The organism is Vibrio sp. QJM3NY_35 (genome assembly GCF_057785915.1).
In genome coordinates this window covers 1358700-1372864 of sequence record NZ_CM173507.1, presented here as the reverse complement: position 1 = coordinate 1372864, position 14165 = coordinate 1358700, and the positions used below count along the sequence as shown (strand labels likewise).

11 protein-coding genes are annotated in these 14165 nt (G+C 44.6%); 6 read left to right on the top strand and 5 right to left on the bottom strand.

The window, feature by feature from the left end; all coding sequences use genetic code 11:
- The first annotated feature begins 337 nt into the window (after window positions 1–337).
- Complete coding sequence (gene asnS / locus AC3CH3_RS06255) at window positions 338–1738, top strand: asparagine--tRNA ligase (protein WP_488537982.1); 1401 nt, start codon at window positions 338–340, stop codon at window positions 1736–1738.
- Between the two features lie 134 nt (window positions 1739–1872).
- On the opposite strand, the gene AC3CH3_RS06250 is transcribed toward asnS, so the two are convergent.
- Window positions 1873–2079, bottom strand: a complete 207-nt coding sequence (locus AC3CH3_RS06250; RefSeq protein ID WP_004734707.1) for a hypothetical protein — start codon at window positions 2077–2079, stop codon at window positions 1873–1875.
- 126 nt (window positions 2080–2205) lie between these two features.
- Window positions 2206–3609, bottom strand: a complete 1404-nt coding sequence (locus tag AC3CH3_RS06245; RefSeq protein ID WP_488537981.1) for an aminotransferase-like domain-containing protein — start codon at window positions 3607–3609, stop codon at window positions 2206–2208.
- A gap of 218 nt (window positions 3610–3827) precedes the next feature.
- On the opposite strand from AC3CH3_RS06245, the gene AC3CH3_RS06240 reads away from it, so the two are divergent.
- The 3 genes from AC3CH3_RS06240 to AC3CH3_RS06230 all read left to right on the top strand — a co-directional run bounded on the left by AC3CH3_RS06240 (window position 3828) and on the right by AC3CH3_RS06230 (window position 7312).
- On the top strand, window positions 3828–4127 hold the full coding sequence (locus tag AC3CH3_RS06240; protein WP_017060414.1) for a hypothetical protein: 300 nt from the start codon (window positions 3828–3830) through the stop codon (window positions 4125–4127).
- A gap of 250 nt (window positions 4128–4377) precedes the next feature.
- Window positions 4378–5919: an HD-GYP domain-containing protein gene (locus tag AC3CH3_RS06235; RefSeq protein WP_488537980.1), complete on the top strand. Its 1542-nt coding sequence runs from the start codon at window positions 4378–4380 to the stop codon at window positions 5917–5919.
- A gap of 202 nt (window positions 5920–6121) precedes the next feature.
- Window positions 6122–7312, top strand: a complete 1191-nt coding sequence (locus tag AC3CH3_RS06230; protein WP_019822582.1) for an amino acid aminotransferase — start codon at window positions 6122–6124, stop codon at window positions 7310–7312.
- 124 nt (window positions 7313–7436) lie between these two features.
- Here AC3CH3_RS06230 and AC3CH3_RS06225 read toward each other — a convergent pair whose 3' ends face one another.
- A complete protein-coding gene (locus AC3CH3_RS06225; RefSeq protein WP_029405474.1) occupies window positions 7437–8078 on the bottom strand; it encodes an outer membrane beta-barrel protein in 642 nt (213 codons plus the stop codon).
- Window positions 8079–8228: 150 nt separating this feature from the next.
- Here AC3CH3_RS06225 and AC3CH3_RS06220 point away from each other — a divergent pair, with 150 nt between their 5' ends.
- Window positions 8229–10118 carry a DUF294 nucleotidyltransferase-like domain-containing protein gene (locus AC3CH3_RS06220; protein WP_019822585.1) on the top strand — a complete coding sequence of 630 codons (1890 nt, stop codon included), beginning with the start codon at window positions 8229–8231 and terminating at the stop codon, window positions 10116–10118.
- A 5-nt stretch (window positions 10119–10123) separates the two neighbouring features.
- Window positions 10124–10840, top strand: coding sequence for a 3'-5' exonuclease (locus tag AC3CH3_RS06215; protein ID WP_019822587.1), 717 nt, complete (start codon window positions 10124–10126; stop codon window positions 10838–10840).
- Between the two features lie 210 nt (window positions 10841–11050).
- Here AC3CH3_RS06215 and AC3CH3_RS06210 read toward each other — a convergent pair whose 3' ends face one another.
- Together AC3CH3_RS06210 and AC3CH3_RS06205 are read right to left on the bottom strand one after the other, a co-directional pair.
- Window positions 11051–12940, bottom strand: a complete 1890-nt coding sequence (locus tag AC3CH3_RS06210) for a GGDEF domain-containing protein (RefSeq protein ID WP_019822591.1) — start codon at window positions 12938–12940, stop codon at window positions 11051–11053.
- A 20-nt stretch (window positions 12941–12960) separates the two neighbouring features.
- A complete protein-coding gene (locus AC3CH3_RS06205; protein ID WP_029405475.1) occupies window positions 12961–14109 on the bottom strand; it encodes a sugar ABC transporter substrate-binding protein in 1149 nt (382 codons plus the stop codon).
- Between the last annotated feature and the right edge of the window lie 56 nt (window positions 14110–14165).

The following is a 14165-nucleotide window of genomic DNA, read 5'->3' as shown; positions in this document are numbered from 1 at the left end:
GTGAGTCTCAATACAATCACACTCCCATTATTGAAAACAAAGGTTTCGATTACGCCTTGCTCGTTCAACAGCTCACATAGGGTCAAAGGTAAGGCTGACGCTAATATCGAACAAAAAACACACCCTCAAACCTATTTATCGTCAGTAGACACAATATTTCTTTCACCAAGCAAGAATAAAGGTTGAAGCTGTCGGTATGACAGGTAATATGTTCAATCGATTTAAAAAGTTTATACAACTCGATGTTTCGGCTAATTATTGTGCGAATATCTATATATTTGCAGTAACGCTAGTAACTTTGAGTTGAATTTGTCCCTCAATGGAGAATGAAATCAACATGACTTACGCGCCTGTAACAGACGTACTTGGCGGCAAGCTAGCGGTAGACAGTGAAGTAACTGTTCGCGGCTGGATCCGTTCACGTCGTGATTCCAAAGCTGGAATCTCTTTCCTTGCCATTTATGACGGCTCTTGTTTCGACCCGATTCAGGCCGTGGTTCCTAATAATCTTAATAATTACGAAGACGAAGTATTAAAGCTAACAACTGGCTGCTCTGTTGAAGTAACAGGTAAGATTGTTGAGTCTCCTGCGAAAGGTCAAGACTTCGAACTAGCAGCAACTGACGTTAAAGTTGTAGGCTGGGTTGAAGACGCTGACACTTACCCAATGGCTAAGACACGTCACTCTATCGAATACCTTCGTGAAGTTGCTCACCTACGTCCACGTACAAACGTGATTGGCGCAGTAGCACGTGTACGTAACTGTCTATCTCAAGCGATTCACCGTTTCTACCACGAGCAAGGCTTCTTCTGGACTTCTGCTCCGCTTATCACTGCATCTGATGCAGAAGGCGCTGGTGAAATGTTCCGTGTTTCTACGCTAGACATGGAAAACCTACCACACACTGAAAAAGGCGACGTAGACTTCAACGAAGATTTCTTCGGTAAAGAGACGTTCCTAACAGTATCTGGCCAACTTAATGCTGAAGCTTATGCTTGTGCACTAAGCAAGGTTTACACGTTCGGTCCTACGTTCCGTGCTGAAAACTCAAACACAAGCCGCCACCTAGCCGAGTTCTGGATGGTTGAGCCTGAAGTTGCGTTTGCAGACCTTAACGATGTAGCGAAACTGGCTGAAGACATGCTTAAGTACGTTTTCGCTGCTGTTCTTGAAGAGCGCCGCGACGACCTTGAATTCTTCGCTTCTCGCATCGACAAGCAAGCAATTACTCGTCTAGAGCAATTCGTTGACGCTGACTTCGCACAAGTTGACTACACTGACGCAATCCAAATCCTACTAGACTCTGGTAAGAAATTTGAGTTTGACGTTGAGTGGGGCATCGACATGTCTTCTGAGCATGAGCGTTACCTAGCTGAAGAGCACTTCAAAGCACCTGTTATCGTTAAGAACTACCCGAAAGACATCAAAGCTTTCTACATGCGCTTAAACGACGACGGCAAAACAGTAGCAGCAATGGACGTACTTGCGCCAGGCATCGGTGAAATCATCGGTGGTGCACAACGTGAAGAGCGTCTAGACATTCTAGACGAGCGTATGATTGCTATGGGTATCGACCCTGAGCACATGAGCTGGTACCGCGACCTACGTAAATACGGCACAGTGCCACACGCTGGTTTCGGTCTTGGTTTCGAGCGTCTAGTATCTTACGTAACAGGTATGGGCAACGTTCGTGACGTGATTCCATTCCCACGTACACCACGCTCTGCAAACTTCTAATTCGAAACCTATTCGATATTAAAAGTTAAGAACAAATAAAAACCTCCGCACTTGCGGAGGTTTTTTTATGTTCGGAATAAAACGAGACGACGGCTGTTTCTGCGTGCCACCATCTAAGACTCGTTACTCAAAAGCTAATCAACATCTTGGTCGATAGCGTATTTTATTGCGAGACCGCAGATTGCCATCATAACGAATGGGATCGCGGCAGTGGTGTATTCTGCCCACGCCATATCAGCGAATGCTTTTGCCAGCAGTACGTGGCCGAGAATAAGCAGAAGCGCACACACAATCGCGACAATAATCAGCTTAACTTCATTTCCCATAGTCATTTTCAACATAACGGTATCTCCAATATTTGGTCTACCGTTATTGAATCACAACTCTTTGGTCAATTAGGCGTACAGTTACCCCACAAACAACCCGTACAGTTGGAATGATTGTTTTTTTATGAGGGACTTAAGGTTTTACGAGTGCGTAAGTTGATGTGCCAGTTTGCCAAGCCAGATGAGCGCCTGTTCTTTCTCTTCTGTCAGTTCGTAAGAGAAGTTCAATCGTATCGCGTTATCTACTCTGCCCTGCTCACTGAACAGATCGCCAGATGCGACGCTAATGCCTTGTTCGATAGCTAGTTGATGAAACTGATGGCTGTCGAATTTTTCAGAAAAGCGAATCCATATCAAGTAGCCACCAGCCGGTTCTTCAATCTCGATTGAATGCGGAAAGTACTGCTTAATGACATCTATAAATCGCTCTTTCCTGACGACAAGGTTTTTACGCAGTTTACGAAGGTGATTGTCGTAGCTTTCATGTGTTAAGAAATGGGCGACACCAAGTTGAACGGGAGCGCTGCTCGATAACGTAGAAAGAAGCTGTAACTTTTGAATCGCATCGTTAAAACGCGTGTTCACAACCCACCCTACTCGATAACCGGGACACAAGCTTTTTGAATACGACCCACAAAGTAAGACGGAATCGGTCTTATCGAAAGCCTTTAATGGCTTCGGCTTGTGCCCTTCATAATAAAGATCGCCATATACGTCATCTTCAATAATGTAGGTTTCGTGTTGTTCTGCAATCTCAACCACACGGCGCTTCGCTTCTTCAGACAAACTTGTCCCTGTCGGGTTTTGAAACGTCGTCATCAACCAACACGCTTTTACATCTTGGTTTTGTAGTGCGCTTTCAAACTGCTCAATATTCAATCCATTGATTGGACAAACGTCCACTTCGATAGGGTTAAGCCCTAGCCTCTCGACAGCCTGCAGAGCACCATAAAATGCGGGAGACTCTATCACGACGTTATCACCCGACTTAGTGACCGTTTGCAGGCTCAAGTTGAGCGCTTCCATAGCACCCGACGTAATCACGATGTCTTGATGATTAACCGTAATCCCTTGCTGCAGGTAACGCTGCGCGATTTGTCTTCTCAAGGACTCACTGCCCGGTGGCAAATTATTGATCACACTGGCACCAGTCATCTTCCTGCCAGCACTGGCTAGATTTCGAGTCAAGGTAGGTAATGGGAAAAGATCAGGATCTGGGAATGCAGAACCGAAAGGAATCACACCCTCGGCTGAACTCGACTTCAAGAAATCAAATAAGCGGTCATTAATGGCTTTCTTTTCACTAACGAGTGGCTGTGCGTAATCAACACCGTCCAGTCTTAGCGCGACAAAGTAGCCCGACTGAGGTTTAGCGATGATCCACCCTTCGCTTTCTAGCAGCTGGTAGGCTTGTAAGACAGTACTATTGCTGACGTTGTAATTACGACAACTCATGCGTACCGAAGGGATCTTCTCTCCGGATCGCCACGTATTGTTGGCTATCTGAGTTCGAATATCCTTTGCAAGCTCTTCATAACGCGCCATCTAATTGTACTACCTAGAGAAATTCTGTGAGCCGGTGATTTTATCACTTACGCCAACAACTATTGCTGCTATCCATATGATCGCACCTAATTTCCACAATAGTGTGAATTAGTTCACAGATAACTTTGTAAGCTTTGCTAAGTTTGTACCCAAGGTAGGAACTAAGTTGGCTTTCTACCTCAATAATTTGATGTAACCCAAAAACATGCGAGATAACAATGAAAAAAATAGAAGCAGACCAATTAAGTTATAAAGGAGAGTCAAACGGTGTTCACAGTTGGACAACACCGAGCGGCCAGCCATATTACTGGCACCCGGATTGGCTCCATATTGCTGAAGATGCGACAGGCTCACATCCAAAGCAAAAGATCGATGTCGAACAAGACCAAGCACCAACGGAAAAACACGCGGTGTCTGCTATTCTGAAACACATCAACCAATGGGCTGCAGACAAACTAGCGTCCCACCCTGAGATTGAAACCGGATCAATCGAAGCTGAAATCAATCTGAAAAAGTAACGGGTTAAAGTAGATAGCGAACTCAATCATTTGCGATTCTAACCCAGTACACAGACTGAATAGCCTCGAACCTCGACCGAGGCTATTCAAGTATCTTCATAAAAATGCTGCAATAACCCCCACCTAGCTAACAAATCTCTAACACAAACCAGTTTCTTGTATCAATCCACGAAAGCTATCGATAGAATTTCCGGTCTTATTCACGTCAGTTATGCTAATCATTCGCAGTTCTAAAGTCGTGAATCAATGAATGCGTAAATCTAATAAGAATGAGAACAAAGGCTTATCGATGGATACTTTAAATTACAATCAATCGCTAACGACTAAGTTATACGTCATTGCTGGCGTGCTGTTTGGCACCTATGGCAGTCGGGTGTGTCCTATGCTCGAGAGCTTAACGACGTTAGAGATTTTCACACAAGTCAGTATTGTGTTTGTCTTATTATGGCTCGCGCGTCGTTACCTATTCGCTCAACATACCTTGGTCAAGCAAGGCCGATTCGCGCAACTCGATACCCTGCTATTTTTTGCTACAAGTGTGCCTTTCGCGCTCTACTACAACTTAAGCTATGAATTCACCATAGATAGTAATTTGAAGGTGCTGTTTGGAATGAGCCTATTCGGCTTCTTTACCGGAACCATTCTTCAATTGAACGCTAAGCTCAGCCAAATGGATAAAATGGAGACGACTGGACAATTCGACTTCCAACTGGTTGGTGAAAGAAGTTCACTAGTCAAGCAGATGATAGGCTTGGTTATCGTGCTTCTGGTAACACTGACGACTATGTTGACGATGATTGCTGTCAAAGACATCTTCTGGTTAGAACATAACCCTGACCGCTTATTGGATGGCACCGGCAAGATCAGCGTGATCAAAGAGTTTATTTATTTGGCTGTGGTACTGGGTGGCTACGCGATAACTACCATGACGCTTTGGAGCAAGCTAATTAAGCGTATTCTCCTAAGCCAAGAGCACGCATTAAACAAAGTCACCAATGGCGAGCAAGGCGTTCGCTTACCTATTTTCGGCTACAACGAGCTTGGCTCAATGGCATCTATGACCAATACCATGCTTGATAGCCTCGAAACCGCGCAAAACGAAGTCAAAACCACACGTGACGTGGCCATTGTGAGCTTATCGGCATTGGCTGAATCTCGAGACAATGAAACGGGTGCTCACATTTTAAGAACTCAAGAGTACGTCAAAGTTCTCGCACAAGAGCTCAGCAAATCAGAAACCCACTCGAGCTTGTTAACACCAAACTACATCGAGTTGCTCTACAAATCTGCACCTTTGCACGACGTGGGCAAAGTCGGTGTGCCTGATAGCGTATTATTGAAACCGGGTAAATTGACGGACGAAGAGTTTGAGATAATGAAAGGTCACCCCGCGATTGGGGCTGAAGCGTTATCTATTGCAGAAAAGCAGTTGGGAAGTAGCTCTTTCTTAAGAGTCGCAAAGGAGATATCTCTGACTCACCACGAGAAATGGAATGGCAGTGGTTATCCTAATCAGTTGTCTGGTGAAGATATCCCGTTATCTGGCCGTTTAATGGCATTAGCTGATGTTTATGATGCGCTCATCTCGAAGCGAGTCTACAAGCCAGCCTTTACTCATGAACAAGCTAAACAGATCATCTTAGAGGGCAATGGGACGCATTTTGATCCGCAAGTTGTCCAAGCTTTTCTAGCCGTCGAACAAGCGTTTGTTTCAATTGCCGCGACCTACAAAGATGGTAAAAATGTAGCGAGTGAACTCGAGCGCGAAAGCTTTATTGCTCAACCAGCGTAATCTATTCAAAATCCACTAACTTCTTGCACCCTATAGGTTAATCCGTAGGGTGTTTTGTTATCAAATACCCTCTTTAGTCAATAAATCTGATTGAAATGGATTTTTTTTGGTCTTTCTGTTCACTTCGTATTGTCTTAAAAATTCCATACAGGTATAACTACCCATAGATACTATCCCCTCTCAATTGACATGGATGAAGATTATGTTTGAAAAAGTGTTAGCTGCTCCCGCCGATCCTATCCTCGGCCTTACTGAAGAGTTTAAAAAAGACTCTCGTGCAGAGAAAATCAACCTTGGCGTTGGCATCTACAAAAATGAAGATGGTCAAACACCAGTACTTAAAACAGTAAAGAAAGCAGAAGCTGCACTTCTTGAAAACGAAAAAACCAAATCTTACCTAACGATTGAAGGTACAGCTGAATACGGTCTAGCGGTTCAGAAACTTCTTTTCGGTTCAGACGCAGAGATCGTTGCATCTCAACGCGCTAAAACAGCACAAGCTCCAGGTGGTACAGGTGCACTTCGCGTAGCGGGTGAATTCATCAAGCGCCAACTGGGCGACGTAAAAATCTGGATCAGTAACCCGACTTGGGCGAACCACAACGGCGTTTTCGCTGCTGCGGGTATCGAAACTGCTCAATACAGCTACTACAACGCTGAAACTAAAGACAAAGACTTCGCAGGCATGGTTGCTGACCTAGAGAAAGCTTCTGAAGGCGATATCGTTCTTCTTCACGGCTGCTGTCACAACCCAACAGGTATCGACCCAACAACTGAAGAGTGGGAAGTTCTGGCTAAATTGGTTGCTGAGAAGAAACTGCTTCCTCTATTCGATTTTGCTTACCAAGGTTTTGCAAAAGGCGTTGAAGAAGATGCTGCTGGCCTACGTATTTTTGCTCAATACAACAAAGAGATCCTTGTTGCTAGCTCGTTCTCTAAGAACTTCGGCTTGTACAACGAGCGTGTTGGCGCATTCACTTTGGTTGCTGAATCAGCAGACGTAGCAACGACAGCGTTCTCTCAAGTTAAGAGTATTATCCGCTCTATCTACTCTAACCCACCAGCGCACGGCAGTGCTGTGGTAACTCACATCCTTGGTGATGCTGATCTACGTGCTGAATGGGAAGCAGAAGTAGCAGAAATGCGCGACCGTATCCAAGAGATGCGCGAACTATTCGTAACGACACTGAAATCTGAAGGTGTTGATGCAGACTTCACATTCATCGAACGTCAAAACGGCATGTTCTCTTTCTCTGGCCTAAGCAAAGAGCAAGTAACTCGCCTAAAAGACGAATTCGCAATCTACATTGTTGGCTCTGGCCGTATCAGTGTTGCTGGTATGACTAAGTCAAACATGGGTCCTCTATGTAAAGGTATCGCTGCGGTTCTTTAATCGAAAAGCGAAACCTGTATTTGCAGACCAATAGACATGCAAAAGCCAGCAATCAAGCTGGCTTTTTTGTGTCAGTCTCTTTGTATATAAGAGCTATTAGGGCACGTAGCCTTTTCGTTACTGGCTAATACTCTAGGAAAAATTCCACTCCCAGCTCATTGGTTCGTTCACTGCGAATCTTACCTTCACCATCTCGATGTTGGTATGACCCACCAATCGCAAACTTGTTGGTCACTAGATAACGTAAACCTAAGTGATAAATCTCTTCATCAAACAGGTCACTCCGATTCACCTGCACACTCCCGTTAGCTATCCAACGTTTCGCAAAGCCATAGTTAAGCTCAGCTTTTACCCCTTGGATGAACTCAGTGTCTGAAGATTCAGTTCGGTTGGTGTCATTATCTTCAACCTTACCTTTAGTGATACCAAGCAGGTAGTAAGCCACTATATCTAAATCTTTCTTAATGCTGTAACGGTAACCAACACCTGGCATCAGCGTATCAATTCGAGTTGTGGTGTCATCAGGGTGAATAAAGCGTGCGCTGTAGTCTCCCAGCAACAACCAATCATCCGTCATCGCGTAACTGACGCCTAATCCATACGACGAGGCATTGTTATTACTGCCTGCATCTTCATTTAAACTGCCCGAATGCGCCGTGGCATAAATATGGTCGTAATCCAAAATATCCACCGCGTTAGTGTCCGCCCACAAACTTGGAGAAAACATAAAAACCGCAGATACAAAACTAAGCTTCCACTTCGACATTCCTATCATCCTTAAACTGTCACTCCATTAATTGAAAGGTTAGTCTATCCATAAGACTTTAAAAAGGTTTTAGCTCACAGATTGATTTGTGACGGCAAAATATTATCAAATGTTGTACCATGAAATCATACAAACCAATGGATGATCATTATGGATGCTGAGTTATTAGAGATTCAAAACTTTCTGGCACAATACCCCCCTTTCACAGAACTCCCTGAGGAGATGTTGGCGAAAGTGACCAGTAGCGTGGAAATTTCTTATTACCGCCAAGATACCCCTATCATTCACTTTGGTGATCAAATTCATGACTTATACATCGTTCGAAGTGGCGAAGTCGAAGTCTACCGTCGTAAAGGCGAACTCTATAACCGCCTTGATGAAGGCCACTTGTTCGGTCAAATGGGCCTACTGACCAACAACAAGGTGCGTTTCCCAGTTAAAGCGACTGAAGACACCCTACTCTACTGTATTCCTGAGCCTATCTTTCAAGAGCTCTACGACAACTACGACTCCTTTGCCGATTTCGTAGAAGTAGAAGATAACGCGCGACTGCGCCAAGCCAACTCAGACAGCAACGACGCTAACGACCTAACCACATCAAAGGTAAAAACGCTGCTGACCAGCGAAGCGCCAATGATCGAAAAAACGCGCACCATTCAGCAAGCCGCGACCATGATGGCACAAGATAATGTTTCCTCTTTGCTGATCATCGACCCAGATATCGTTGAAGATGATGAAGATGACTCAACACCCGTGATTGGCATCATCACCGACCGAGATTTATGTACGCGTGTTCTCGCCGAAGGTCTTGACCCATCGGATGAAGTATCCAGCGTAATGACACCAGAGGTTATCTCACTCGACCATAATGCTTACGTATACGAAGCTATGATGACCATGCTTCGCTATAACGTGCATCATTTACCAGTGCTTAAAGATAAGAAGCCGATTGGTATTATCGAAGCGACCGATATTGTTCGTTATGAGTCTCAAAACTCGCTGTTATTGGTAAGTAGTATCTTCCAGCAACAAAGTATCGAAGACCTGAAGGTGCTTTCCGAGCAAGTGAAAGACAGCTTTGTGCGCTTAGTTAACGAAGATGCCAATGCCCACATGGTGGGTACTGCAATGTCGGTAATTGGCCGTAGTTTTAAACAGCGTATTATCGAGTTGGGTGAAGAGAAGTTAGGTAAATCACCAATCCCATACTGTTTCCTTGCGTTAGGTTCGATGGGACGTGATGAGCAACTACTGGTTACCGACCAAGATAACGCCATCATCCTCGATGACACATACGACGAAGCAAAACACGGTAAGTACTTTGAAGAACTTTCAAAATTCATTTGTGACGGCTTAGACCAATGTGGTTATGTTTACTGTACTGGCGACATCATGGCGACCAACCCGACTTGGCGTATGACACGTCGACAGTGGGAAGAGTGCTTTGCCGATTGGATTGATGATCCAAACCCGAAAGCCTTGTTGAACGCATCTATCTTCTTTGACTTAGATGGCGTTTATGGTCGCCTGAAATGGGCCGAGCAATTGAACAGCTTTATTGTTCGACGCGCACGTAAGAACAACCGCTTCTTGGCGTGTCTTGCTCGTAACGCGCTCAACCGTACTCCACCACTGGGCTTTTTCAAAGATTTCGTGATGGAGAAAGATGGCCGCCACAACAACTCAATCAATCTTAAGCGTCGTGGTACTGCACCACTGGCCGATTTGATTCGTGTTCACTCTTTGGCTGTCGCGTCTCGCTCGAAAAACTCTTTTGAACGATTGGATGACATTATCGACGCTGGTATTCTGCCGAAAGGCCGAGCTCAAGATTTGAAAGATGCGATGGAGTTTATCTCTTTGGTTCGTATTCGCCACCAAGCACACGATGTCGACAACAACATCGAGCCTGATAACAACATCGAGCCAGAGAACCTGTCTGACTTCGAGCGACGTAACCTAAAGGATGCATTCCAAATATTAAGTAATGCGCAAAACTTCCTTAAGTTCCGTTATCAAGCCAGCAACAAGTTTAAGTAGGGCCTATGAACAAACTATTCAGATCACCTGCGGTCGATTGGCCATTTAAGTTTGCTCAGAAGCTGGAACGAGCGAGAGACGCGCGCTTAAAGCACTTTTATAGCCAGCCTCTTCCTGCGCCTGATACGCCACTTTCAGAAGTGATGTTCTTGGCTGTCGACTTTGAGACAACGGGGTTAAACCCAAACAAAGACGGCATCATAACCATTGGTTTAGTGCCATTTACGCTCAATCGCATCTACTTGCGACAAGCCAAACACTGGACTCTAAGACCAAAACAGAAACTTGAAGAAGAGTCTGTCGTGATTCATGGCATCACTCACAATGACATCATTGATGCGCCAGACCTTAGCGAAGTGTTGGGCGAGATCTTAGAATCAATGGCGGGACATATCCCTGTGGTTCACTATCGTCGTATCGAACGTGACTTTTTGGACAATGCATTGAAAGTGCGACTCGGTGAAGGCATTGAGTTCCCAGTCCTCGACACGCTGGAGATTGAATCTCAGATCCAAAATAAACTGGCTGGCGGCTTGTGGAATAAGCTGAAAGGTAAGAAGCCAGCTTCAGTGAGACTGGGTCAGAGTCGTCGTCGATACCATCTGCCCGACTACACGCCGCATCATGCATTAACTGACGCTATTGCGACCGCTGAGCTACTCCAAGCGCAAATTGCTCATCACTTTGACTCTGAGATGCCTCTGAAGAGTTTCTGGCTCTAGCTGAGTTACGTAAGCTAAATACAAACACAAAGCCCATCAACTTCCATTGGTGGGCTTTTTCATTTTTATCGTCTGTGTTTAAGCAACGGTTGGCCCGACTAAGCGCATTTCCCATAAGCGTTTAAACATATTATAACGTCACACCGCAGCAGTTCCGCTCTAATGTGCGTCGAAAATCGTGATCGCTATTTGTCAGCGTGATTGGCATTATTACTTCCCAACCACAGACAACGTTTGGTAATAAAGACGCTTTTGCTGATACATATTCTCATCAGCGACTGAGAACAATTGCTCAACGTCTGTTGAATCACTAGAGGCTGCACCAATCGAGAATCTGACAGGAATAGAGATACCCGCTTTAGTCTCGATTGCCTGTTGCTCCTGAGCAATGTACAACTGCTCAGTCATCTTTGCGACATTGAGCGAACTCGACTCACCAGACGTTAAGGTAAGCACCGCAAATTCATCTCCACCCAAACGATATAGATTACTGGCAGGTGTCAATTCGTGGCTGATTACGTCTACGCAGCGCTGTATCAGCTCATCCCCGATCTCATGCCCATGAACATCATTGGTCGTTTTCAAGCCATTGATATCAAAAATGATCAAAGAAACCTGATATTGATTGTCGTTAATGCTGCGTTTACTGAATTCAAGATCTTCATTAAAAGCTTTACGGTTCAAACAGCCAGTCGGCATGTTAATCCGTGTAATATTTTCGAGCTCTAGCCAACCAGCTAACTGTTTTTGGTACATGTCAAAAATCAGAAGATCTTCTTCACTGAGGACATCAAATGAACTTGAACAAAAATACCCGATCGCCGTCCCCTGTGAGTCACAGAGTATCAGGTCAGCCTCGCCAGTCCGGTTAAAATGAAACTGAATCGAATGTTGAACAAGTAATGTCTTTAACTCTTGATCGACCATTTGAGGAATCAACCGATATTCAGCCGCGTGTCTTGATGATGCAAACTGAACGATCTTCAAAATACGATGCTTCTGGGATTCTTCACGCGCGAGCGAATACGTTAACTTGCTGGTTTTCTCTTCAACTAAGTCCTCTAGCTGAACATTAAATCTTTCGAGTTTATCGTTGCTTTCGGTCAGTTCACGGACTTGGTATTGTATACGGCCCCACATGGTTTCCAATAAACGACTCAGCGTGACGAACTCTGTAAAACGATGTTCATCCACACTATGAGTCGGTGACTGGTTATGCGAATACGACGTAACAGATTCAGCCAACAGGTTTAATTGCCCTGAGAACCAGCGGCTTAGGAACAGAGCAAACACAATCGAGATGGCAAGCGTCGCCACCAATATTCTGACAAAGACCACCTGAGCTTGTTGCATCTCTAATAAACGCGCACTGTCGGAAATATGATGTTTGACGTTCAGTACCAATTTGTCGGTAAAGAATGTGCTGTCGATAGAGATAATGTTCGCACTTTGTTTAGAAGACTGAGCATCCGTTGAATCAACATAGTTAAACTCAACCGACTCATTTTGATAAAGGAAAGGCGTCACTTTAGTGTTAAGTCTGTCATACCCCATAAGAACCACAAGATAACCCTGCGGCGTGTATGTAGAACCTTCAATCAAACGATAAGGTAAAATCGGCGCGACAAAAGCAATACCGGCAGTGGCATTATCCGCCACTTCCGTTTCGGTAAACTCGGTGTGAAACAATTTCCCTTGCCCATAAACCGATTGAGGACGTTTCAAGCTTTCTAATAACTGGCTCTGCTCAAAATGGTACAAGCTGCCTTTGCTGTCATAAATGGGCTTCCAGTTTTGGTCCAGAATATAAGTCGCGGACACACTCTCCGCTAGCGCATTGAAGCTATCCATCTTGTCCCAAACCACACTCGAGAAAAAGATGTTACCGCCCGCTTTAATCAGTGATCGGTCTTGCGAATACCATTGGGTTAGGCTCGCCGTCAGCTTAATTTGCTCCTGTACAGTTTGACGAATACCGGTCGTAGAGTTGTCCAGCTTGGTTTCTTTTTGCTCTAAAGAACTTTGGTTTTGTTTATTGAGAATCAACTGCCCCGCTAGGTAAACAGGGAGCATTGAGCAAGCCAACAACACCAAGCCCATGGTATATTTTAATGATAGCTTCAATCTCTTACCCTCATATTCGCCGAGTAATATTGAACAAAATCATTGTAAAACTTATGCAGTTCACTCTTTGGCATCCCAGACTTGTAACGCTGATACGCCCGAGCCGATGCCTCCCAAACGATCGCCATCTTGTAGTCACTCGACATCATTTGCGACGCTTGAAACTCATCGTACATATTTGAAAATGTCTGGTTACCTTCCTTAACACGACGTTGATTAACCTCATAAAACGGCGAAACCATGGCACTCGAGTGAGCTAAATAGGTGAAACTGTTTGATTGCAGGTATTGAATGACTTCTTTCAAAGCTAATTTCTTATCTGGGTTCTTCATGCCTTTTTCCGTGACAGCAAAAATCTTCGCGCCACTAAATGAAGACATACTCTCACCACGATAGGTCGGCAACGAATTGATGTACAAATCTCGACCAAAAGCAGCATCGAGTTCACTGAAAGCCCAATCGCCGTCAATCAAAAACTCGACTTCCCCATTGATGAATCTCTGCCTCGCGCAAATATCACTGCACGATGATTCGATGACTTTTTTCTGCTGCAACATATCGATGAAATCAAAGATAGCAACTAACCCTTCACCGTTAACATTCTTAGACGATAATAAGTCTTCAGAAAAAAGCTGATAGAAAGCTAGATAGAAGTACATGTTTGGGTTGGGAAAAAGCACACTCACTTGATCGGACTGAGCAGAGCGTTCAATTAGGCTCTCCCATGTAACGACTTGCGCTTGAGGTTTGCTCGAATACAGAACGACCTGGTTTCCAATGCCAACCGGTAACGCCTTAAGCTCACCGTTAATGACCACCGCATCGAGCGCCTTTTTCTCATAGCGTTGGGTATCAACCCAAGCCTCGGGAAGTGTCGCTAATTCGATATATTCAGTTAGACCTAAGAAGTCCGAAGGAACCCAAATGGCGTCGGGAAAAGTATTGTCTCTAGGGTCAGCAACAAGAAGTTCAGAACGAATACTGTTGACGTCAAACGAACGAATTTCTACGCGATGATCCGTCATCGCTTCGATATGTTCTTTTACATAATCGGCCGTTTCATAATTAATACCAGCCCATATTTCAAGTGTGGACGAACAAGCAACGGCTGGAAATAGCATCGCAAATAGACTCAATAACCTCACTCTTGCTTCCTTGTGGTAAAAATTAGACGTTGGATTTTAATCGCCAATCAATAAAC

What these genes read in the sequence shown, in the direction of transcription:
- asnS (WP_488537982.1), top strand. Translation starts at nt 338, where the DNA reads ATGACTTACGCGCCTGTAACAGACGTACTTGGCGGCAAGCTAGCGGTA.
- AC3CH3_RS06250 (WP_004734707.1), bottom strand. Translation starts at nt 2,079, where the DNA reads ATGTTGAAAATGACTATGGGAAATGAAGTTAAGCTGATTATTGTCGCG.
- AC3CH3_RS06245 (WP_488537981.1), bottom strand. Translation starts at nt 3,609, where the DNA reads ATGGCGCGTTATGAAGAGCTTGCAAAGGATATTCGAACTCAGATAGCC.
- AC3CH3_RS06240 (WP_017060414.1), top strand. Translation starts at nt 3,828, where the DNA reads ATGAAAAAAATAGAAGCAGACCAATTAAGTTATAAAGGAGAGTCAAAC.
- AC3CH3_RS06235 (WP_488537980.1), top strand. Translation starts at nt 4,378, where the DNA reads ATGCGTAAATCTAATAAGAATGAGAACAAAGGCTTATCGATGGATACT.
- AC3CH3_RS06230 (WP_019822582.1), top strand. Translation starts at nt 6,122, where the DNA reads ATGTTTGAAAAAGTGTTAGCTGCTCCCGCCGATCCTATCCTCGGCCTT.
- AC3CH3_RS06225 (WP_029405474.1), bottom strand. Translation starts at nt 8,078, where the DNA reads ATGTCGAAGTGGAAGCTTAGTTTTGTATCTGCGGTTTTTATGTTTTCT.
- AC3CH3_RS06220 (WP_019822585.1), top strand. Translation starts at nt 8,229, where the DNA reads ATGGATGCTGAGTTATTAGAGATTCAAAACTTTCTGGCACAATACCCC.
- AC3CH3_RS06215 (WP_019822587.1), top strand. Translation starts at nt 10,124, where the DNA reads ATGAACAAACTATTCAGATCACCTGCGGTCGATTGGCCATTTAAGTTT.
- AC3CH3_RS06210 (WP_019822591.1), bottom strand. Translation starts at nt 12,940, where the DNA reads ATGGGCTTGGTGTTGTTGGCTTGCTCAATGCTCCCTGTTTACCTAGCG.